The sequence below is a fragment of the Frigidibacter sp. ROC022 genome (genome assembly GCF_024723735.1).
GTDB lineage: Bacteria > Pseudomonadota > Alphaproteobacteria > Rhodobacterales > Rhodobacteraceae > SLM-1.
Window position 1 is genome coordinate 1,088,580 of sequence record NZ_JANQDU010000001.1, and the last position, 19,416, is coordinate 1,107,995.

At 67.6% G+C, this 19,416-nt stretch carries 20 protein-coding genes and 1 tRNA gene; 15 read left to right on the forward strand and 6 right to left on the reverse strand.

The window, feature by feature from the left end; all coding sequences use genetic code 11:
- The first annotated feature begins 32 nt into the window (after nucleotides 1–32).
- The 12 genes from NUW50_RS05255 (at nucleotide 33) to NUW50_RS05310 (ending at nucleotide 9,198) form a co-directional block, all read left to right on the forward strand.
- Nucleotides 33–1,091, forward strand: coding sequence for a cysteine desulfurase family protein (locus NUW50_RS05255; RefSeq protein WP_258288013.1), 1,059 nt, complete (start codon nucleotides 33–35; stop codon nucleotides 1,089–1,091).
- A 16-nt stretch (nucleotides 1,092–1,107) separates the two neighbouring features.
- Nucleotides 1,108–2,694: a Fe-S cluster assembly protein SufB gene (gene sufB, locus NUW50_RS05260; protein WP_258288014.1), complete on the forward strand. Its 1,587-nt coding sequence runs from the start codon at nucleotides 1,108–1,110 to the stop codon at nucleotides 2,692–2,694.
- Entirely contained in the window at nucleotides 2,694–2,864 is a 171-nt protein-coding gene (locus tag NUW50_RS05265) for a hypothetical protein (protein WP_258288015.1), read from the forward strand. Before sufB ends, NUW50_RS05265 begins: the two co-directional genes overlap by 1 nt.
- 186 nt (nucleotides 2,865–3,050) lie before the next feature.
- Complete coding sequence (locus NUW50_RS05270) at nucleotides 3,051–3,554, forward strand: hypothetical protein (RefSeq protein WP_258288016.1); 504 nt, start codon at nucleotides 3,051–3,053, stop codon at nucleotides 3,552–3,554.
- An 88-nt stretch (nucleotides 3,555–3,642) separates the two neighbouring features.
- Entirely contained in the window at nucleotides 3,643–3,957 is a 315-nt protein-coding gene (locus NUW50_RS05275) for a heavy metal-binding domain-containing protein (protein WP_258288017.1), read from the forward strand.
- Nucleotides 3,954–4,763, forward strand: a complete 810-nt coding sequence (locus tag NUW50_RS05280; protein WP_258288018.1) for an FkbM family methyltransferase — start codon at nucleotides 3,954–3,956, stop codon at nucleotides 4,761–4,763. The genes NUW50_RS05275 and NUW50_RS05280 overlap by 4 nt, the downstream gene beginning before the upstream one ends.
- Nucleotides 4,756–5,511 (forward strand): Fe-S cluster assembly ATPase SufC, encoded by a 756-nt coding sequence (gene sufC, locus NUW50_RS05285; protein ID WP_258288019.1) that lies wholly within the window; start codon nucleotides 4,756–4,758, stop codon nucleotides 5,509–5,511. The genes NUW50_RS05280 and sufC overlap by 8 nt, the downstream gene beginning before the upstream one ends.
- Complete coding sequence (sufD, locus tag NUW50_RS05290; RefSeq protein ID WP_258288020.1) at nucleotides 5,511–6,773, forward strand: Fe-S cluster assembly protein SufD; 1,263 nt, start codon at nucleotides 5,511–5,513, stop codon at nucleotides 6,771–6,773. Before sufC ends, sufD begins: the two co-directional genes overlap by 1 nt.
- Complete coding sequence (locus tag NUW50_RS05295; protein ID WP_258288021.1) at nucleotides 6,770–7,267, forward strand: YIP1 family protein; 498 nt, start codon at nucleotides 6,770–6,772, stop codon at nucleotides 7,265–7,267. Before sufD ends, NUW50_RS05295 begins: the two co-directional genes overlap by 4 nt.
- Nucleotides 7,254–7,847, forward strand: a complete 594-nt coding sequence (locus NUW50_RS05300) for a Yip1 family protein (protein ID WP_258288022.1) — start codon at nucleotides 7,254–7,256, stop codon at nucleotides 7,845–7,847. The genes NUW50_RS05295 and NUW50_RS05300 overlap by 14 nt, the downstream gene beginning before the upstream one ends.
- Nucleotides 7,840–9,057, forward strand: coding sequence for a cysteine desulfurase (locus NUW50_RS05305; protein ID WP_258288023.1), 1,218 nt, complete (start codon nucleotides 7,840–7,842; stop codon nucleotides 9,055–9,057). The genes NUW50_RS05300 and NUW50_RS05305 overlap by 8 nt, the downstream gene beginning before the upstream one ends.
- Before the next feature lie 64 nt (nucleotides 9,058–9,121).
- A tRNA-Arg gene (locus tag NUW50_RS05310) sits at nucleotides 9,122–9,198 on the forward strand.
- A 176-nt stretch (nucleotides 9,199–9,374) separates the two neighbouring features.
- On the opposite strand, the gene NUW50_RS05315 is transcribed toward NUW50_RS05310, so the two are convergent.
- The 6 genes from NUW50_RS05315 to NUW50_RS05340 all read right to left on the reverse strand — a co-directional run bounded on the left by NUW50_RS05315 (nucleotide 9,375) and on the right by NUW50_RS05340 (nucleotide 15,730).
- Nucleotides 9,375–10,808, reverse strand: a complete 1,434-nt coding sequence (locus tag NUW50_RS05315; protein WP_258288024.1) for an amidase — start codon at nucleotides 10,806–10,808, stop codon at nucleotides 9,375–9,377.
- A gap of 9 nt (nucleotides 10,809–10,817) precedes the next feature.
- Entirely contained in the window at nucleotides 10,818–11,963 is a 1,146-nt protein-coding gene (locus NUW50_RS05320) for an amidohydrolase (RefSeq protein ID WP_258288308.1), read from the reverse strand.
- 19 nt (nucleotides 11,964–11,982) lie between these two features.
- Nucleotides 11,983–12,792, reverse strand: coding sequence for an amino acid ABC transporter ATP-binding protein (locus NUW50_RS05325; protein WP_258288025.1), 810 nt, complete (start codon nucleotides 12,790–12,792; stop codon nucleotides 11,983–11,985).
- Nucleotides 12,789–13,706 carry an amino acid ABC transporter permease gene (locus NUW50_RS05330; protein WP_258288026.1) on the reverse strand — a complete coding sequence of 306 codons (918 nt, stop codon included), beginning with the start codon at nucleotides 13,704–13,706 and terminating at the stop codon, nucleotides 12,789–12,791. Before NUW50_RS05330 ends, NUW50_RS05325 begins: the two co-directional genes overlap by 4 nt.
- Nucleotides 13,707–13,738: 32 nt before the next feature.
- Nucleotides 13,739–14,662: an ABC transporter substrate-binding protein gene (locus tag NUW50_RS05335; protein ID WP_258288027.1), complete on the reverse strand. Its 924-nt coding sequence runs from the start codon at nucleotides 14,660–14,662 to the stop codon at nucleotides 13,739–13,741.
- Nucleotides 14,663–14,812: 150 nt separating this feature from the next.
- Nucleotides 14,813–15,730, reverse strand: coding sequence for a LysR substrate-binding domain-containing protein (locus NUW50_RS05340; protein ID WP_258288028.1), 918 nt, complete (start codon nucleotides 15,728–15,730; stop codon nucleotides 14,813–14,815).
- Between the two features lie 100 nt (nucleotides 15,731–15,830).
- On the opposite strand from NUW50_RS05340, the gene NUW50_RS05345 reads away from it, so the two are divergent.
- The 3 genes from NUW50_RS05345 (at nucleotide 15,831) to NUW50_RS05355 (ending at nucleotide 19,229) form a co-directional block, all read left to right on the forward strand.
- Nucleotides 15,831–17,009: a trans-sulfuration enzyme family protein gene (locus NUW50_RS05345; RefSeq protein ID WP_258288029.1), complete on the forward strand. Its 1,179-nt coding sequence runs from the start codon at nucleotides 15,831–15,833 to the stop codon at nucleotides 17,007–17,009.
- Nucleotides 17,010–17,508: 499 nt separating this feature from the next.
- Nucleotides 17,509–18,471, forward strand: a complete 963-nt coding sequence (locus NUW50_RS05350; protein WP_258288030.1) for a peptidoglycan DD-metalloendopeptidase family protein — start codon at nucleotides 17,509–17,511, stop codon at nucleotides 18,469–18,471.
- Nucleotides 18,468–19,229 (forward strand): CPBP family glutamic-type intramembrane protease, encoded by a 762-nt coding sequence (locus NUW50_RS05355; protein ID WP_258288031.1) that lies wholly within the window; start codon nucleotides 18,468–18,470, stop codon nucleotides 19,227–19,229. The genes NUW50_RS05350 and NUW50_RS05355 overlap by 4 nt, the downstream gene beginning before the upstream one ends.
- Nucleotides 19,230–19,416 lie beyond the last annotated feature (187 nt).

Sequence of the window (19,416 nt, forward strand, 5' to 3'; positions counted from 1 at the left end):
TATTTGCGACCCAAAGATGCGGGGCGCGGGAGATGAGCGACCGGGTCTATCTGGACTGGAATGCGACGGCGCCGCTGCGGCCCGAGGCGAAGGCGGCGATGGTCGCGGCCATGGACCTCGTCGGCAACCCGTCCTCGGTCCATGCCGAGGGGCGGGCGGCCAGGGCGCTGGTCGAAAAGGCGCGCGACCGTCTGGCCCGGGCCTTCGGGGCCGAGGGCGCCGATATCGTCTTTGTCTCGGGCGCGACCGAGGCCGCGGCGCTGCTCTGCGCCGGGCGCGGGCTGGCGGGCGCCGCGGTGGAACACGAGGCGGTCTCGGCCTGGGTGGATGACGGCCTGCCGGTCGATGCGCAGGGGCAGGTGACAGTCGCCGATCCGGGCGCCACGGCGCTGCAACTGGCCAATTCCGAGACCGGGGTGCTGCAGAGCCTGCCCGAGGGGCTGGCGGTCTGCGATGCGACGCAGGGCTTCGGCAAGCTCCCGCTGGCCTTCAACTGGCTCGGCGCCGGGGCGGTGATGCTCTCGGCGCACAAGTTCGGCGGCCCGAAGGGCGTCGGCGCGGTGATCCTGCGCCGCGGCACCGATCTGGCGGCACAGCTGAAGGGCGGCGGCCAGGAGATGGGGCGCCGGGCCGGGACCGAGAACATCCTCGGCATCGTCGGAATGGCGGCGGCGGCCGAGGCGGCGGCGCGCGACCTGGCGGCGGGCGAGATGGAGCGGGTGGCGGCGCGGCGCGATGCGCTGGAAGCCCGGCTTGTCGATCGCCTTCCAGGGCTTATCTGTGCAGGGAAGGGGGCGGCCCGCCTGCCCAACACGACTTGCCTGGTGCTGCCCGGCTGGAAGGGGGAGACCCAGGTCATGCAGATGGACCTCGCCGGCTTTGCGGTTTCGGCCGGGTCGGCCTGTTCCAGCGGCAAGGTCCGCCCCAGCCGGGTGCTGGCGGCGATGGGCTTTGATCCGGACGCCGCGGCCAGCGCGATCCGGGTCTCGATCGGCGCGACGACCCGCGACGAGGATTTGCAGCGTTTTGCCACGGCCTATCTGGCCGCGGCCGAGCGACATCGGACGAAACACCGGGCCCCGGCGGCCTGAGCGAAGGACCAGAATCATGGATGCGAATGACAGCGATCTCGGCGTGACCGACGCCCCGACATCCGGGACCACCGAGGCCGGCACCGAGGTGCGCGAGGGCGTTGACCGCGCCACGGTCGAGACGGTCGAGGGCATGGGCGCCTACAAATACGGCTGGGAAACCGAGATCGAGACCGACTACGCGCCGAAGGGCGTGAACGAGGACATCGTCCGGCTGATCTCGCAGAAGAACGGCGAACCGCAGTGGATGACCGACTGGCGGCTGGAGGCCTTCGCGCGCTGGAAGGAGATGACCGAGCCGAGCTGGGCGATGGTCCATTATCCGAAGATCGACTACCAGGACCAGTATTACTACGCCAAGCCGAAGAGCATGATGGAACGGCCGAAGTCGCTGGACGAGGTCGATCCGAAACTGCTGGCGACCTATGCCAAGCTGGGCATCCCGCTGAAAGAGCAGAAGATCCTGGCCGGCGTCGAAGAGGGCGCCCCGGTGGGCGGCCGGGTCGATGATGGCCAGCCCGAACGCCGGGTCGCGGTGGACGCGGTCTTCGACAGCGTCAGCGTCGGGACCACCTTCAAGACCGAGCTGGCCAAGGCCGGGGTGATCTTCTGTTCGATCTCGGAAGCGATCCGCGAACATCCGGAACTGGTGAGGAAATACCTGGGCAGCGTGGTGCCGCAGTCGGACAATTTCTTCGCCACGCTCAATTCGGCGGTCTTCTCGGACGGGTCCTTCGTATACATCCCGCCGAATACCAAATGCCCGATGGAGCTGAGCACCTATTTCCGCATCAACGCCGAGAACACCGGCCAGTTCGAACGGACCCTGATCATCGCCGACAAGGGCAGTTTCGTCAGCTATCTCGAAGGCTGCACCGCGCCGAAGCGCGACAAGGCGCAACTGCATGCGGCGGTGGTGGAGATCGTGATTCTCGAGGACGCCGAGGTGAAATACTCGACGGTGCAGAACTGGTTCCCCGGCGACGAGGACGGCAAGGGCGGGATCTACAACTTCGTCACCAAGCGCGCCGATTGCCGCGAGGCGCGGGCCAAGGTGATGTGGACCCAGGTCGAGACCGGCTCGGCGGTGACCTGGAAATATCCTTCCTGCATCCTGCGCGGCGAGGAAAGCCAGGGCGAGTTCTACTCGATCGCCATCGCCAACAATTTCCAGCAGGCCGACACCGGCACCAAGATGGTGCATCTGGGCAAGAACAGCCGCAGCCGGATCGTCTCGAAGGGGATTTCGGCGGGCAAGGCGCAGAACACATATCGCGGGCTGGTCTCGATGCATCCGCGGGCCAAGAACAGCCGCAACTATACCCAGTGCGACAGCCTGCTGATCGGCGATCAGTGCGGCGCCCATACCGTGCCCTATATCGAGGTGAAGAACATGTCCTCGCGGGTCGAGCATGAGGCGACCACCTCGAAGGTCGATGATGACCAGCTGTTCTATTGCCGCTCGCGCGGGATGGACGAGGAAGAGGCCGTGGCGCTGGTCGTCAACGGCTTCTGCAAGGAAGTCCTGCAGGCGCTGCCGATGGAATTCGCGATGGAAGCCCAGCAACTTGTCGCGATCTCGCTGGAAGGCTCGGTCGGCTGATGATGGGCGAGGTGCTGAAGGCTCTGGGGATCGGACTCGGCTGCTTTGTCGGGCTGGCGATCTATTGGAAGCTGAAGGGCACCGAGTTGCAGCATGGGCCGGTGCTCCCGGCGGCCATGGTGGGGGTGACGGTGACGCTGGCGGCGCTGCTGATCGGATGGGTGGCGTGATGGGGCTGCGGATGATGTCCGGGCCGGCGCGGCGACCCGTGGCGGGGCGCGGGACGGCCCTGCCGGAACGGTCCTGCGTCATGCCGACGCAGCCGCGGAATCTGCCCAGCTTCTTTACAAATCTGCCCGAGTTTGGCCCCAATCCCGGTCTACCTCTGATTGCAGGACAGGTTGGAGGGTCGTCGAATGTCGGGTTCTGGCGAGCACATGGATCAGGAGAACATGCGGGTCTTCCACGACCGGCTGGCCCGGGTCGAAAAACGCGCCGAGCAGAATCTGCAGGAAATGCGCAAGCGCCGGGCGCGCATGCGGTCGCGGAAGACGGGGCTGTTCAGCAATGTGTTCGCGATCCTTTCGGGCGGTCTGGCGGTGGTCGCCTCGCGCCTGTTCCGGGCCGATTTCTTCGATGCCGGGCTGACCGGAAGCGGCGCCCAGGAAGCGATGATCAACGACGCGCTGCTGGCGCTGGCGGTGGCGCTGCTGGTCAAGATGCTGTTCCGGCTCAACCTGCGGCAGTTCCTGTTCCTGCAGACCGCGGGGGCCGCGGCGATGCTGCTGGGCATGCACAATCTGGTGCATATGGCGCCGGACATCTTCGCCGAGATCTTTCCGCAGCAATGGGTCAGCGCCGTGCTGGTCGAGACCGAGCCGAACTCGCTGCTGATCCGGGGCGCCTCTCTGACCTTCTAGGGGCGCAACCCCAGTATCCTTTCCCATCCTGCCGACCGGGCCGCGCACTGCGTTGCCCGGCCGATTTCGTCATATCAGGAGAGTCAGCATGATCGTCACCACCACCCCCACGGTCGAGGGCAAACCCGTCGCCGTCTATCATGGCATCGTCTGCGGCGAGGCGATCCTGGGCGCCAACATCTTCCGTGACCTCTTCGCCGGAATCCGGGACATCGTCGGGGGCCGGTCCGCCGCCTATGAGGAGGAGCTCGCCAAGGCCCGCGAGACGGCGCTGCGCGAGATGCAGGACAAGGCGCTGGAGCAGGGCGCCAATGCCGTGGTCGGGGTCGATCTGGATTACGAGGTGATCAACAACATGCTGATGGTCTCGGCCTCGGGCACCGCGGTGACGCTGGCATCATGAACGCCCAGCCGCCGATCCTTCCCTCCGGGCTGCCCCCGATCGCCGAGCGCCTGGCCGGGCGCGCCAAGGGCCGTCCGCTGCGCCTGGCGCCGATGGAGCAGGTGCTGGCACGGATCGACGGCACCCCGGTGCAGTTCCATCTGAACATGGAGAACGACCCGATCCAGCATTGCCACCGGCATGGCCGGTTCTACGAGGCCGAGGAGCTGGCCGAACTGGTGCGGCTGGTGCCGAAGCGGGCGTCGATCCTGGATGTCGGCGCCAATGTCGGCAATCACGCGCTGTTCTTCGCCTTGTTCCACGACGCCCGCCGGATCATCGTGGTGGAGCCGAACCCGCTGGCGCTGGAGCCCCTGGTCGCCAATGTCCTCGGCAACCGGCTCGATCACGTGATCCAGCTTCAGTATCTGGGCTTCGGCCTGGCCGACCGCGACGAAGCCGGGTTCTCGATGAAGCCGCATGACCGGAACCTCGGCGCCACCAGGATGTTTGCCGGAACCGATGGACCGTTCAGCGTGCGCCGCGGTGACGGCGTCTTTCCCCGGGCCCGGCCCGATCTGGTCAAGATCGATGTCGAGGGGATGGAAATGCAGGTGCTGGAGGGGCTCGAGGCGCTGATCGCCCGCGCCCGGCCGGTGCTGATGGTCGAAGTCAACCATGCCAATGCGGATGCCTTCGCCGAATGGGCCGCAGGGCATCACTACAGAACCCATCTGACCCGCCGGGTCGGAAGAGCCAACGACAATCACATCCTGCTGCCGGACACCCCGGAAGCGGTTCCTACGGAAGATAAAGAAAATGCTTGATATCAAAGGCCTGAAGGTCAAACTTGAAGAAGAGGACAAGGCGATCCTGAAGGGTGTCGACCTGCATGTCGATGCCGGGTCGGTGCATGCGATCATGGGTCCGAACGGTTCGGGCAAATCGACGCTCTCCTATGTGCTGTCGGGGCGTGACGGCTATGAGGTGACCGGCGGCAGCGCCACGCTGGACGGCGCCGACCTGCTGGATCTGGAACCGGAAGAGCGCGCCGCGGCGGGGCTGTTCCTGGCCTTCCAGTATCCGGTCGAGATTCCCGGCGTCGGCAACATGACCTTCCTGCGCACCGCACTGAACGCGCAACGCAAGGCGCGGGGCGAGGAGGAGGTCTCGGCGGCCGAGTTCCTGAAGCTGATCCGCGCCAAGGCCAAGACCCTGCATATCGACGCCGACATGCTGAAGCGCCCGGTCAATGTGGGTTTCTCCGGAGGCGAGAAGAAGCGCAACGAGATCCTGCAAATGGCGGTTCTGGAGCCGAAGATGTGCATCCTGGACGAGACCGACTCGGGGCTGGATGTCGATGCGATGAAACTGGTGGCAGAGGGCGTCAACGCGCTGCGCGACGAGGGCCGGGGTTTCCTGGTCATCACGCATTATCAACGGCTTCTGGATCACATCGCCCCCGACGTGGTGCATATCATGGCCGATGGCCGGATCGTGAAGACCGGCGGGCCGGATCTGGCGCTGGAGGTCGAGAAGAACGGCTATGCCGATATCCTGGCCGAGGTGGCGTGATGGCGCTTCCTGCAAGACGTGAGGCCGCGCAGGCCTTTGCCGACGGGCTGAGCCTGCCGAAGGGCGGCTGGGCGGGGCCGGCGCGCACGGCGGCGCTGGCGCGGCTGGTCGAGTCCGGGCTGCCGTTCCGCCGCGATGAATACTGGCGCTACACCGATCCGGCACCGCTGCTGGCCGAAGCGCCGCATGTCGCGGACGATACCGCCGCTTCCGCCTTCGAGGCGCTGGAGCGGGTGCGGCTGGTGTTCCGCGGCGGCGTCTTCGACGCCGAGGCCAGCGACGACCCCAAGGCGGCGGGGGTGGAACTCCTGTCACGCGCGGGCGGCTCGGACATCCACTGGGCACGCGAGACCTACGGCACGCTCGAGGCGCGGGGCCAGACGCCGGTGGCGCGGCCGCTCGCGGCGCTGAACACGGCGCTGGCGCCGGAGGGCGTGCTGATCCGGGCGACAAAGCCGAACGCGACACCCGTGGAGCTGATTTATCACGTGGAACCAGGGGCTTCCGAGGTGTTCTTGCACCATGTCGTGCGGCTGGACCCGGGCGCCTCTCTGACCCTGCTGGAAACTGGCACCGCCGCCGGGCGCGGCAATACGGTTCTGGAGGTGGATATTGCCGAAGGCGCGACCTTCCACCATCTGCGGACCCAGGGCGGAGACCCGGCAAGGCAGGTCGTCAGCCATGTCTTTGCCCGGCTGGGCCGCGAGGCGCGGTTCCGCTCCTTCACCCTGACCGCGGGCGGGGCGCTGAGCCGCAACGAGTCGGTGATCGAACTGGCGGGCGAGGATGGCTCGGCCCATGTCGCGGGCGTGGCGATGGGAGGAAAGGGGGTGTCGCAGGACGATACCGTCTTCATCACCCATGACGCCGAGCGCTGCGAAAGCCGACAGGTGTTCAAGAAGGTGCTGCGCAAGGGCATGACCGGGGTGTTCCAGGGCAAGATCCTCGTGAAACAGGGGGCCCAGAAGACCGACGGCTACCAGATTTCGCAGGCGCTGCTGCTGGATGACGACGCCAGCTTCCTGGCCAAGCCGGAACTGGAGATCTATGCCGACGACGTGCAGTGTTCGCATGGTTCGACCTCGGGCGCGATCGACGAGACGGCGCTGTACTATCTGCGCTCGCGCGGGGTGCCGAAGGCCGAGGCGGAACATCTGCTGGTGCAGGCCTTCCTGGCCGAGGCGCTGGCCGAAATCGCCGATCCGGCCCTGGCCGAGGCGGTTCTGGGGCGGCTGACCGACGGGCTGGCCGAATTGCGATGAGCGTCACCGGCGACATCTGGGAAAGCTGGCGCGCCCCGCGCCGGGTGCTGCGCCGCCTGCTGGCGCAGGGCCAGCGCGAGGATCGGGTGCTGGTCTATCTGCTGGTCGGCTGCGGGCTGATCTATGTCTCGTCCTGGCCCGGCCTGGCGCAGGCGGCGCGGCTTGACCCTTCGGTGCCGCTCGAGGCGCGGCTGGGCGGCGGCATGCTGGCCTGGCTGGCGCTGATCCCGCTGGCGGCCTATGTGCTGGCGGCGGTCTCGCATCTGCTGGCCCGGGCCCTGGGCGGGCAGGGCAGCTTCTACGGGGCGCGGCTGGCGCTGTTCTGGGCGCTGCTGGCGGCCAGCCCGGCCTGGCTGGCGCAGGCGGCCCTTGGCGCGGTGGCGCCGGGCGCCGTCGCCCGGATCGCGGCGGCGCTGGCGCTGGCCGGATTCCTGTGGCTCTGGCTAACGGCGCTGCTGGAAGCCGAACGGAGGCCCGCCGATGCTTCTGCGTGACCTGCTGCCACTGGCCCGCGACACGATCTCGGACCCGAAAGGCGTGCTGCGGCAGCTGATCGGGCTGGGGCTCGACCGCGAGACGCTCTGGATCGCGCTCGGCGCCACCACGGCGGTGGGCGTTCTGCTGGCCGAGGTGATGCTGGCGATCCTGCGCCAGCAGGGGGTGGAGCCGATGTTCTCCTTCGGCACCCTGCCGCTGGGCTCGGCGCTGATCGAATTCGCGCTTCTGGCGATCCTGATCGTGGCGATTCTCTGGGCCGGACGGATGCTGGGCGGCACCGGAACCCTCGACGGCGCGATCCTGGCGGTCACCTGGCTGCAGTTCATCATGGCGCTGGTCCAGGTGGCGCAACTGGTGGCGATGCTCACGCTGCCCTTCCTGGCCGGGGTCCTGGGCCTGTTCAGCGTGGTGCTGTTCTTCTGGCTGCTGACCAGTTTCGTCGCCGAAATCCACGGCTTCCGCTCGCGTCCGCGGGTCTTTGCCGGAATCCTGATCGGGCTGCTGGCACTGGCCACGGTGCTGGTCTTCGTCCTGACCCTGATCGGCGTCACATTGCCGGAGATGACCTATGTATGACCTCGCCAAGATCCGCGCCGATTTCCCGATCCTCTCGCGCGAGGTCAACGGCGTGCCGCTGGTCTATCTCGACAACGGCGCCTCGGCACAGAAGCCGCAGGTGGTCATCGACGCGATCACCCGCGCCTACAGCCAGGAATATTCCAATGTGCACCGCGGGCTGCACTATCTCTCCAGCCTCGCCACCGACAATTACGAGGCCGTGCGCGGCAAGGTGGCGCGGTTCCTGAATGCCGGGTCCGAGGATGACATCATCCTGAATTCGGGATCGACCGAGGCGATCAACATGGTCTCCTACAGCTGGGCGGCGCCGCGGATGCAGGCGGGCGACGAGATCGTGCTGTCGATCATGGAGCATCACGCGAACATCGTGCCCTGGCATTTCCTGCGCGAGCGGCAGGGCGTGGTGCTGAAATGGGTCGAGACCGAGGCCGACGGCTCGCTGGACCCGCAGAAGGTGATCGACGCCATCGGACCGCGCACCAAGCTGGTGGCAATAACGCATCTTTCCAATGTCTTGGGGACCAAAGTTGATGTGGCCGCCATCACCCGCGGTGCCCATGCGCAGGGCGTGCCGGTGCTGGTCGACGGCTCGCAGGGCGCGGTGCACGGCCCGGTCGACGTGTCCGCACTGGGCTGCGATTTCTACTGCATCACCGGGCACAAGCTCTATGGCCCCTCGGGGTCGGGTGCGATCTATGTGGCGCCCGAGCGGATGGCCGAGATGCGGCCCTTCCTGGGCGGCGGCGACATGATCCGCGAGGTCTCGCGCGAGACGGTCAGCTATGCCGACGCGCCGCTGAAGTTCGAGGCCGGCACCCCGGGCATCGTCCAGACCATCGGGCTGGGCGTGGCGCTGGACTATCTGATGGATCTGGGGATGGAGGCGGTGGCCGCGCATGAGGCCCGGCTGGCGGCCTATGCGCAGGAGCGGCTGTCGGGGCTCAACTGGCTGTCGGTGCAGGGCCATGCGCCGGGCAAGGCGGCGATCTTCTCCTTCACCATGGCCGGGGCGCATGCGCATGACGTCTCGACGATCCTCGACAAGAAGGGCGTCGCGGTCCGGGCCGGCACCCATTGCGCGATGCCGCTGATGGACCATCTGGGCGTCACCGCCACCTGCCGGGCCTCGTTCGGGCTCTACAATACCGAAGCCGAGGTCGACAAGCTGGTCGAGGCGCTGGAACTCTGCCGCAAGCTGTTCGGCTAAAGCGGCAGGGGGGACGAAACACCGCTTGCGGCAGCGCCGCCTTTGCCCTATCAGATCGCCGTCCGCACCCGTAGCTCAGCTGGATAGAGCGCTGCCCTCCGAAGGCAGAGGTCACACGTTCGAATCGTGTCGGGTGCGCCAAACCCCTGAAGAGAAGACCTGCCGGGATCGAACCGCCAATGCGATCGTGATCCAGCCGGAGTCCTTCGAGAGTCCGGCGAACTGACGGCCGATGGGCGCAGCTTCCAGAGGGCCGGGCTTTGTGGGAGAAGATCCTGATTGCTCGTCCAGGTCGCGTCAGCGCCACAGGCAACGCACTACTGCCCTCCGCCTTGCGGAAAGGCGTCTACGGGGCGCCGGTTGCGGGTGTCGAGTGCGGTCTCCAGCGCATGACCGGCGGCCAGCAGCAGGTCGTCCTCGAAGCGGCGTCCGATCAGTTGCACCGCCACCGGCAGGTCGTCGGAGTCATGTCCGCTGCACAGGGTCAGGGCCGGGGAGCCGGTCAGGTTGAAGGGCCGGGTCAGCGAGGTGTCGATGGCGCCGGGCTGATGTTCGTAGCCCAGCGGCTGCGCCGGGGTCAGCATCGTCGGCAGGATCAGCAGATCGACCCCGCGCATGGTCTCGTCCAGGGCGCGGATCAGCTCTTGCCGCAAGCGCAGGGCCAGGATGTATTCCGCTGCCGAAAAGGCCCGCCCGTCCTGCAGCCGGGAGCGTGTGGTGGCCCCGAACCGGTCCGGATGCGCGCGCAATTCGGCGCCGTGTTCGGCATATTCCTCGGGCCAGGTGATCGCCTTGGCGGTGCGGCTGTAAAGCGCGTGATCCGCGATGCGCAGGGTTTGCAGCCCGGCGCCGAGTTGCGGCAGCAGTGCCAGCGCCCGTTCCATGCCCGCCGCCACGGCCGGGTGCAGTTGCGGATGGTCTTCGTAGAGATGCCGCGGCACGCCGATCCGCAGCCCGGCGATGCCGCCCGTCAGCCGATCCGGATCGGGGGCGCGGAAGCCGGGCAGGGCGCGGTCGGCGGCGTCCTGCGAGATCATGGCCGACAGCATCAGCGTACAGTCCTCGACCGTCCAGGCCAGCGGCCCGAGGCAATCCATCGTCCGCGAGACCGGCAGCACCCCGGCGCGGCTGACCAGCCCGTCAGTCGGTTTCAGCCCGGCGGTGCCGCACCAGGCGGCGGGGGCGCGGATCGAGCCCGCGGTCTCGGTTCCCAGGGCGCCGGGCACGAAGCCGGCGGCGACCGCTGCGGCCGAGCCGCTGGACGAGGACGACGGGTCGCGGGAGAGGTTCCAGGGATTGCGCACCGGCGGCCAGGGGCCGTCGAGTCTTGTCCCGCCGACTGCATATTCAGCCGTGGCAGTCTTGCCGAGGATCACGGCCCCGGCGCGGCGCAGCATGGCGACTGCGGCAGCATCCCGGCGGGCCAGATGGTCGCGCCGATGCGCTGCCTGGGCGGTCGTTGGCAGGCCTGCCACGTCGATCAGATCCTTGATGCCGACCGGGATCCCGTGCATCGGGCCGCGCCAGCCACCGCCCGCGATCTCGGCCTCGGCCCGCCGGGCCTCGGACAGGGCGGCTTCGGCGGCGACGCAATTGAAGCTTGCGATCCGTCCATCCAGGGCCGCGATCCGGTCGATGCAGCCCCGGGTGAGCGCGACCGGTGACAAATCGCCCGCCCGGATATGCCGGGCGAGGGCGGCGATGGTGAATTCCGGACGTTCGGCCCCGGCGGGCGGCACGGGCAGGGCCATGATATCGCGTCAGTCCGTCAGCGCCATGCGGGCCACCGAGGTCAGCCAGGATATGGCCGGGCCGAGAATCGCATCGTTGAATTCGTAGCGGGCGTTGTGCAGGTCTCCATCCGGCCCGATCGGCCCGTTCCCGATGTAGACATAGGCGCCGGCACGGCCCTCCATCAGAAAGGCGAAATCGTCGCCGCCCATCGCCGGGCGCACGTCGCGTGTCACCTCCAGCCCGGCCGCCTCGGCCGCGGCGACCGAGAGCGCGGCCTCCTCGGCCGTGTCTTCCATCACCCGGCCGGTGGAGTTGATCTGGTATTCCGCCGTCACTCCGAAGGTTGCTGCGGTGCCTTCGATGACCTCTTCCATGCGGGCGATGATCGCCCGGCGCACCTCGGCATCGAAGGTGCGCAGGGTGCCGACCAGCCGCGCCGTCGCCGGCGTCTGGTTGCTGACGGTGCCGGCTTCGACCATCGCGGTGGTCAGCGCCACCGTGTCCAGCGGATCGACATTGCGCGGCACGATCGAATTCAGCGCCACGATCAGATGCGCCATCGCGGTGATCGGATCGCGGGTCAGCTGCGGCATCGCGGCATGTCCGGCCACCCCGCGTAGAAGCACCGTCCAGTCGCCGCCCGCCGCCATTGAGGGCCGGGTGTGCACGGCGACCGTGCCCGGGGGGAAGCCGGGCCAGTTGTGGAAGGCAAACAGCCGCTCGGTCGGGTAGCGCTCGAACAGCCCGTCCTTCAGCATCGCCTTGGCGCCCTGGCCGTTCTCTTCGGCGGGCTGGAAAATCAGGTGGATCGTTCCGGTCCAGTCCTTGTCCTGCAACAGAGCCGCGGCCGTCCCCAGAAGCGCCGCCGTGTGGCCATCATGTCCGCAGGCATGCATGACCCCGGCCGCGGTAGAGCGATGCGCGGTCTCGTTCTCTTCGGTGATCGGCAGCGCGTCCATATCCGCGCGCAGCCCGACCGACCGGTTCGAGCTGGGACGGTGCAGCCGCGCCACCACCCCATGTCCGCCGATCCCCGTTTCGTGCGCAATCCCCAACTCGGTGAGCCGGGCCGCGACGAAGGCGGCGGTCTGCCGCTCCTCGCCGGAGAGTTCGGGATGGGCGTGCAGGTGGCGGCGCCACCGGCCAACGTCGGCAAGAAGGGCTGTGTCGATCCGGGTCGTCGGGGCTTTCTCAGAGAACTTTGGACAGGAACGCTTGGGTGCGCGGGTTCTTGGGCTGGCTCAGCATCTCGCGGGGCCGGCCCTCTTCGACGATGGCGCCCTGGTCCATGAAGACCAGATGATCGGCGATCTCGCGGGCGAAACCGATCTCGTGCGTCACCAGCATCATCGTCATGCCGGTGCGGACCAGATCCTTGATCACGTCCAGCACCTCGCCCACCAGTTCGGGGTCGAGCGCCGAGGTCGGTTCGTCGAACAGCATCACCTCGGGTTCCATCGCCAGGGCGCGGGCAATCGCGACGCGCTGCTGCTGGCCGCCGGATATCTGGTTGGGATAGCGGTCTCCCAGGCCTCCGAGTCCGACGCGGTCGAGCAGGGCGCGGGCCTGCTCCCGGGCCCTGGCACGGGGAATACGCCTGACCTGCACCGGACCTTCCATCACGTTCTGCAGGGCGGTCATGTGCGGGAACAGGTTGAACCGCTGGAACACCATGCCGGTCCGGCGCCGCTGTGCCGCGATCCGGCGCGGGCTGAGTTGATGCAGGCGACCGCCGGAGTCGGTATAGCCCTGCAACTCACCGTTCAGGTGGATGCGGCCCGCCGATATGGTTTCGAGCTGGTTGATGCAGCGCAAGAGCGTCGATTTCCCCGATCCCGACGGGCCGATGGCTACGCAGACCTCGCCGGGCCGGATGGTGAGGTCGATGCCGCGCAGCGCGTGGACGGTGCCGAAGAACTTGTGAACGCCGGTGATCTCGACGCTGGCGGACCCTGCATGGCTTGCGTTGGTCGCGGTGTGGGTCAAGCTTGCCACGGTCATGCCCTTTGCCCCGCGCCGGCGTCGTGACCCTTGCCGAAATGCCGCTCCAGATAATGCTGGCCGACCATCAGCACCGAGGTGATGACCAGATACCAGAACCCCGCCACCATGAGCAGCGGCACCGGAAGATAGAGCCGGTTTGCGATGGCATTGGTGGCGAACATCAGGTCGAGCGTGAAGGGAATGGCCAGGACCAGCGAGGTCATCTTCAACATGCCGATGGTTTCGTTGCCGGTCGGCGGAATGATCGTGCGCATGGCCTGCGGCAGCAGGATGCGGGCCCATATCTTGGCCTTGGGTATTCCGATGGCCTGTGCGGCCTCTGTCTGACCCCGGTCGATGGCACGAAAGCCGGCGCGGAAAATCTCGGTCAGATAGGCGCTTTCGTTGAAGGCCAGCCCGAGGATCGCGGCGGTCATCGCGGTGATCACCCGTTTGGTCTCGATCGTCAGCAGTTCCGGTCCGAAGGGGATCGACAGCGACAGCACCGGGAACAGCACCGCGAAGAGGCCCCAGAACAGCAGCTGGGTATAGATCGGCGTGCCGCGGAAGAACCACACCCAGAGCCAGCTCAACCCGCGCAGGATCGGGTTGTCGCTGTCGCGCATCACGACCAGCGCAATGGCCAGGACCACCGCAACCGACATCGCCGCGACGGTCAGTCCGAGGGTCCAGAGCACGCCGCGCAGGACATTGCGATGGAACAGGTATTCGGCAAATACATGCCAGTGGAAATTGGGATTTCCGGCGACAGCCACGGCCATCTGCCCGGCCAGGACCAGCAGCAGGATCAGCGCGATCCAGCGTCCGGAGTGGCGCGGCGGCGCCACGTCGTTCAGCGGTACGCCGTCGATCTGGCGCACCGAGGCGGCGGGGACGGAGCCCCGCGCGCCCTTGGTGTCGGACCCGGCCATACTGCGGCCAAGTGTGGTGTCGCCGCCTGCCGTCACTCGCCGACCTCGGGGTTGATGACGGCTTCCGAGACGGCCGAACTGCCGACGCCCCAGTGTTCGAGGATGCCGACATAGCTGCCATTGGCGATCATCGCATTCATCGTGTCGGCGATCAGCCGGGTCAGTTCGTCATCCGCCTTGGCGACCGCGATGCCGTTTATACCGCTTTCGGCAAGGATGCCGCCGACCGGCAGGATCACCTCGAGCGAGCCGCGCGACTGGGCGGCGGCATAGCCGATGGTCGCGCCGCCGGAGATCGTCGCATCGGCGCCGCCCGCCGCGATCCGGGTGAGCGCCTCGGGCTGGGTGTCGAAGGGCAGCAGGGTGATTGCGGGCTTGCCCTCGGCTTCGCATCCGGCACTTTCCTCGGTCAGTATCCGCTCGTGGTAGGTGCCGCTCTGGACCGCGATGGTGGTGCCGCAATAGTCGGCCGGGTCAAACCCCTTGGGATTGCCCGCCGCCACCGCCCAGAGACTGCCCGAAACGGTGTAGCTGACGAAATTTACCACCTTCATCCGCTCGTTGGTGATGGAGAAGGCGGAAATGCCCAGGTCGAACTTGCTCCCGAGCGAGGGAATGATCGCGTCGAAGGCAGAGGTCTGGAAGGCGATCTCGACGCCAAGCGTCTTGCCGATCGCCGCTGCGATGTCGACGTCGATGCCTTCGGGTGTCTGGCCGTCGTCGCCGGCAAGGTATTCCCAGGGCGCATAGGCGTTGTCCGAGCCGATGGTCAGCACGCCTGCGCTGCGGATACGGGCCGGAACGCGGTCGGCAAGGGCCTGGTCGATGGCCACCGCGGCCAGCACCTCGGTGGCACTTTCGGCCAGGGCGGCGCCTGGCAGGACGCCCAGAAGGGCCATGACGGCCGCCAGGGCATTGGTGCCGATGCTGCGGGGAATTGTGGTAGGTCTTGTCATCTCTCGGTCCCTGTCGTTGCGGCGCGGGCCTGGTCCTTGGTCGCGCTCTGGTGGATCGCGACGGCAGAGACCGTCGTGAATTTCCGCTAAGGGTGAGAGGTGAGGTCTATTCTGTCCAATACTATGTTGGCGGGATTCAATTCGGTTTGGTTATAGAGATTCAGCGTCGGTATCGGCATGTGCCTGCAACAGCCTGTCGCGTTCCGATTCCAGCGCCGCGGTCATCTCGTTGGCCAGCCGCGAGCGTCGTTGCGGCGGGTAGAGCAGCAGGGTGCGGAACTCGATCTTCGGTTCGAGCCGCCGCAATTGGAGACCGCGCTCGGTGTAGCCTGCGGCGGTCACCGGATCGACGATGCCGACCCCGAGGCCGGCCAGAACGAAGGCGCAGACGGTCGAGGAATAGGCGGTCTCGATCATGATGCGCGGCGAAACGCCAGCGTCGGCAAAGATGCTCTCGGCCTCGCGCCGGGTGGTGTCCTCGGGGGCCAGGGCGACGAAGGGCACACCGTCGAGGTCTTCGGGTCGGATCGCCTTCTTGTCACAGAGTGGATGGCCTGGTGGCATCGCCAGCGCGGCGCGGACCTGGGCAAAGGGGGTGGCGGTGACCCCGGTGGCGTCGATCTCGTCGGCAGTGATGGCCAGGTCGAGCTGTGACGCCGCGATCATGTCGCGGATCGACGAGGATGCCGCAACGAAGAACGACAGTTGCAGGTCGGGATTGCGGCGGCTGAAAGCGGCGATGGCATTGGGCGCCAGGTTGGTGCTGAAGGCCGAGAGGCAGGCAAACCGCAATTGACCCGAGCCATAGTCGCGTATCCGGGCGGCGGCGCTGCGGAGTTTGGCCAGCCCGGCAAAGGACAGCTCCACCTCCTTGAAGAACAGCTGGCCTTCGGCCGAGGGTACGAGTCGGCCTTTTTCGCGATCGAAGAGCTTGAACCCGATCGAGCGCTCCAGCGTCGAGATCGCCTTGCTGACGGCGGGTTGTGAAATGCCAAGCGTCTCGGCAGCGCGGGCGGTCGTGCCCAGCGTCATGACGGTCTGGAAGGCTTCGATCTGGCGAACATCCATGCCAATGCTATAATCAAACGGAATAGAGTGCGGCAAGAAGAATATTGGACGGCATAGCTTTGGCGCGTCAAGTTCCGGGCGGACCGAATAGGACAGCCCGATGCGACCAGAGACCCGTTGTGTGACGCCCGTTGATGTCAGTTCCGAGGGCTATGACAGCCTGACGGTTCCGATCAACCGGGCCTCGACGATCCGCTATGCCGACGCCGCTTCCTTTGCGGCGCGGATGGAGCGCGGGGCGGATGGCTATGTCTACGGGCTCTACGGCACCCCGACGCATCGCCATCTCGAAGGCAAACTGACCGAGCTTCACGGCGGCGCCAGAAGCCTGCTGACACCCTCCGGCCAGGCAGCGATCACCATGGCGATGCTTGCGGTGCTGCGCAGCGGTGACCGGGTGCTGATCACGGATTCCTGCTACGGCCCGGTGCGCGACTTCGCCTTGCATGAGCTGACGGCCCTGGGGATCGAGCCGGTCTTCTACGACCCGACCGACATGGCCGGGCTGGCCGAACTGGCAGCCGGTGGGGCGCGGCTGATCTGGGTGGAATCGCCCGGTTCGCTGACCATGGAGCTTCAGGACCTGCCCGCCGTGGTGGCCGTCGCGCGCCGGGTCGGTGCCCTGGTCGGCTGCGACAACACCTGGGCGTCTGCCCTGAATTTCCGGCCGCTGGAACTTGGCGCCGATATCGTCGTCGAGGCGCTGAGCAAACATCTGGGCGGACATTCCGACCTGCTGATGGGATCGATCACCCTGCGCGACACGGAACTCGGGCTGCGGATGAAGGCGGCACTCGGGCGGCTTGGCATCGGTGTGTCCCCGGACGATTGCGCCCTGGTGATGCGCGGGATCGACACGCTGGCGGTGCGGATGCGGCGCTCGGCGGAGTCGGCGCTTGAGATCGCGGACTGGCTGTCACGGTCGCCGCTGGTGGCTGGGGTGCGGCATCCGGCGCGGGAAGAGGACCCGGGCCATGCGCTCTGGGCCCGCGATTTCGATGGTGCGGCGGGCGTCTTCACGGTCGATTTCACCGAGCCGGCCACTCCGCATGTGCTGGAGGCCCTGGATGCGCTGTCGCTGATCGCCATCGGCGCCTCTTGGGGCGGCACCCGCAGCCTCGCCGCACCGGCGGCAGTCGCCGAGCAGCGCAGCGCCCGGCCCTGGACCGGCCCCGAGGTCGTGCTTCGGCTCTCGATTGGCATGGAGCATGTCGAGGATCTGAAGGCTGATCTGAGCCGGTTTCTCGGGGCTCTGGAGCGCGCGGTCGCGGCGGAGTAGGCCGCCCCGGCGGCACAGTGACGCTGGCACAGGGCTGGGCCTGAGACGGCCACGGCCCGCCCGGCACCTCTGAAGGCATCGGCTTCGCCCATGGCCGGGAACACTCGGGAAGCCGTGATCGATCTCGGGAAAAGACGGGCGGCGCTCGCCATGCGGTCAATGTTGGCGCAAGCACGGTGTGGCAACTGCGGGCTGGCGGTGTTGATGATCCTCCGATGATCTTGATCCGGATCAAGGTGCGCCGTGGGCGGAAGATGCTGAAGAGATCGGGACGTATCACGAGAGGCGATGGCATGGAATTCGCAATCGGGATTGGGGTTCGGACGCCCCGGCGATGGGCCGGGCGGAGTGGCGCAGGCGGTCGGCGCGTCAACCCGGAACGCCTGGGAGGCTCCCGGCCGCCCTTCCATGTCGAGCCTGGCAACATGTTTGAAACCGGGTCCCGTTTTCCCTTCTGCATTGGCGATGTGACCGGGGCCCGCTTCCTTGGGGGGGCGCCATGAATGTCTTGATCCTGACCGTTCAACTGGCCTTGCCGCTGGCGCTGCTACTGGCGCTGGTCTTCCTTCCGGCGGGCAGTCTGCTGGGCTTCGTCCTGCAGGCCCTTGGCACCGGGGCCGTTCTGTTCGCGCTGGCGAGGGTCGCGCAATGGGCGGTGCCGGTCTGGTGGTTGCCGCGGGTCTATGCCGGGCTCTGGCTGGTCGCGGTTCTCGTCCAGCCGCTGCGAAAGGGTCTGGCGGGTCTGCCGCTGCTGCCCGACGGGCCCTGGGGCTGGGGCGGGCTGGTCTTGTCGCTGCTGCTCCTGGGGCTTGGCGGCTGGTATGGTGCGCAGGCCCTGGCGGGGCGTCGCCTTCCGCCGGTCGAGGTGGTGGACATCGCCAACCCCTTCGGGCCTGGTCGGTATCTCGTGGGGCATGGCGGCTCGAACCTTCTGGTCAACGGTCATGTGAAGACGCTGGACGCGGCGGTGGCGCGTTTCAAACCATGGCGCGGGCAATCCTATGCGGTGGACTTCTTCGGACTTGGCCCTTGGGGGCTGCGGGCGCGCGGCTGGAGGCCCGCCGATCCCGCGGCCTATGCGATCTTCGGGGCCATGGTCCGCGCCCCCTGTGCGGGGACGGTGGTGGCCGCGGAAAACGGAATGCCGGACTACGACGTGCCGCAGATGGACGAGGTGAACCGGCTGGGCAACCATGTCATTCTGCGGTGCGGCGATGTCGAGATCGTCCTGGCCCATCTGCGGCAGGGCAGCCTCTCCGCCGGACCGGGCGACCGGGTGGCGGTGGGCACACCGCTTGGCGAGGCGGGCAATTCCGGCGCCAGCACCGAGCCGCATCTCCACATCCACGCCCAGCGGCCCGCGGCCGAGGGGGAGCCGCCGATTTCCGGCGAACCGCTCGGGCTTCGGATCGCGGGGCGCTTCCTGGTTCGCGGCGACCGGCTGCAGGGGCGGGCGTCGTGAGACAGGCGGCGCTCTTCGTCGGCCTGGCTTTCCTCTTGTCCTGGGCCGCCTGGGGCTGGGCGATCCTGACCGGTAGCGAGGCGAGCATCTGGCGCATTGCCGGCAGCTACGGCCCGAGCCTGGCGGCGGTGATCTTGGCGGCGCAGGCCGGGGAGTTGCGGTGCCTGCTTTCGGGCTTTGCCCGCTGGCGGGCACCGGTCTGGGTCTGGACCTTCGCGTTGCTCTCGACGGCCGTTCTGGGCCTGGCGGCACTGGGGGTCGATTGGCTGCTGGGGGGCAGGGCCGAGTGGCTGTCGCCGCGCGTCCTGGTCTTTGCCCCGGTGATCTTCCTCTGGGTGCTGGCCTTCAGCGTCGCCGGAGAGGAGACCGGCTGGCGCGGCTATCTGCTGCCGCGGTTGCTGGAACGGACCGGCCCCCTGCGTGCCAGCCTGGTGCTGGGCCTCGTCTGGGCACTGTGGCACCTGCCGCTCTGGGCTCTGCCGGGGGATTTCCATGCCGCAATTCCGCTGTCGCTCTTTGCGGCGCAGACCCTCGGGTTCTCGATCCTCTATACCTGGCTCTGGCTGCAGAGCGAAGGCAGCCTGATCGTCGTGCATCTGTTTCATGCGGCCTCGAACACCACCCTGGGCCTGCTGCCGCTGATCCCCGGAGAGGGCGCGGGCGGGACCAGACCGTTGTGGATCGCGGTCGGGCTGCTGTGGCTGGTGGCCATCGGCGTGGCGCGGCGCCTGCCGGGGGAGGGCGCGCCGGGGCGGTGAGGGCATCGAAGCACGATGGCACCAGTCTCACGGGCGAAGGCCGGCAAGGGGTCGGGCCTCGTGGTCAAGAGATCGACGTCCTTCGGGGACGGCCTGCCTGCGTCGCGCCGGTCCCTATGGGGGGCGCTGAAATCCCGCTGAGGCACCGCTTTGACGGGCTGGATCGGCTCGGCCGCCGGGTCCGGCC

Coding starts and splice junctions, on each gene's coding strand:
- NUW50_RS05335 (WP_258288027.1), bottom strand. CDS start 14,662: ATGACAAGACCTACCACAATTCCCCGCAGCATCGGCACCAATGCCCTG.
- NUW50_RS05325 (WP_258288025.1), bottom strand. CDS start 12,792: ATGACCGTGGCAAGCTTGACCCACACCGCGACCAACGCAAGCCATGCA.
- sufB (WP_258288014.1), top strand. CDS start 1,108: ATGGATGCGAATGACAGCGATCTCGGCGTGACCGACGCCCCGACATCC.
- NUW50_RS05255 (WP_258288013.1), top strand. CDS start 33: ATGAGCGACCGGGTCTATCTGGACTGGAATGCGACGGCGCCGCTGCGG.
- NUW50_RS05315 (WP_258288024.1), bottom strand. CDS start 10,808: ATGGCCCTGCCCGTGCCGCCCGCCGGGGCCGAACGTCCGGAATTCACC.
- NUW50_RS05295 (WP_258288021.1), top strand. CDS start 6,770: ATGAGCGTCACCGGCGACATCTGGGAAAGCTGGCGCGCCCCGCGCCGG.
- NUW50_RS05280 (WP_258288018.1), top strand. CDS start 3,954: ATGAACGCCCAGCCGCCGATCCTTCCCTCCGGGCTGCCCCCGATCGCC.
- NUW50_RS05300 (WP_258288022.1), top strand. CDS start 7,254: ATGCTTCTGCGTGACCTGCTGCCACTGGCCCGCGACACGATCTCGGAC.
- NUW50_RS05345 (WP_258288029.1), top strand. CDS start 15,831: ATGCGACCAGAGACCCGTTGTGTGACGCCCGTTGATGTCAGTTCCGAG.
- NUW50_RS05275 (WP_258288017.1), top strand. CDS start 3,643: ATGATCGTCACCACCACCCCCACGGTCGAGGGCAAACCCGTCGCCGTC.
- sufC (WP_258288019.1), top strand. CDS start 4,756: ATGCTTGATATCAAAGGCCTGAAGGTCAAACTTGAAGAAGAGGACAAG.
- NUW50_RS05265 (WP_258288015.1), top strand. CDS start 2,694: ATGATGGGCGAGGTGCTGAAGGCTCTGGGGATCGGACTCGGCTGCTTT.
- NUW50_RS05350 (WP_258288030.1), top strand. CDS start 17,509: ATGAATGTCTTGATCCTGACCGTTCAACTGGCCTTGCCGCTGGCGCTG.
- NUW50_RS05270 (WP_258288016.1), top strand. CDS start 3,051: ATGTCGGGTTCTGGCGAGCACATGGATCAGGAGAACATGCGGGTCTTC.
- NUW50_RS05330 (WP_258288026.1), bottom strand. CDS start 13,706: ATGGCCGGGTCCGACACCAAGGGCGCGCGGGGCTCCGTCCCCGCCGCC.
- NUW50_RS05340 (WP_258288028.1), bottom strand. CDS start 15,730: ATGGATGTTCGCCAGATCGAAGCCTTCCAGACCGTCATGACGCTGGGC.
- NUW50_RS05305 (WP_258288023.1), top strand. CDS start 7,840: ATGTATGACCTCGCCAAGATCCGCGCCGATTTCCCGATCCTCTCGCGC.
- sufD (WP_258288020.1), top strand. CDS start 5,511: ATGGCGCTTCCTGCAAGACGTGAGGCCGCGCAGGCCTTTGCCGACGGG.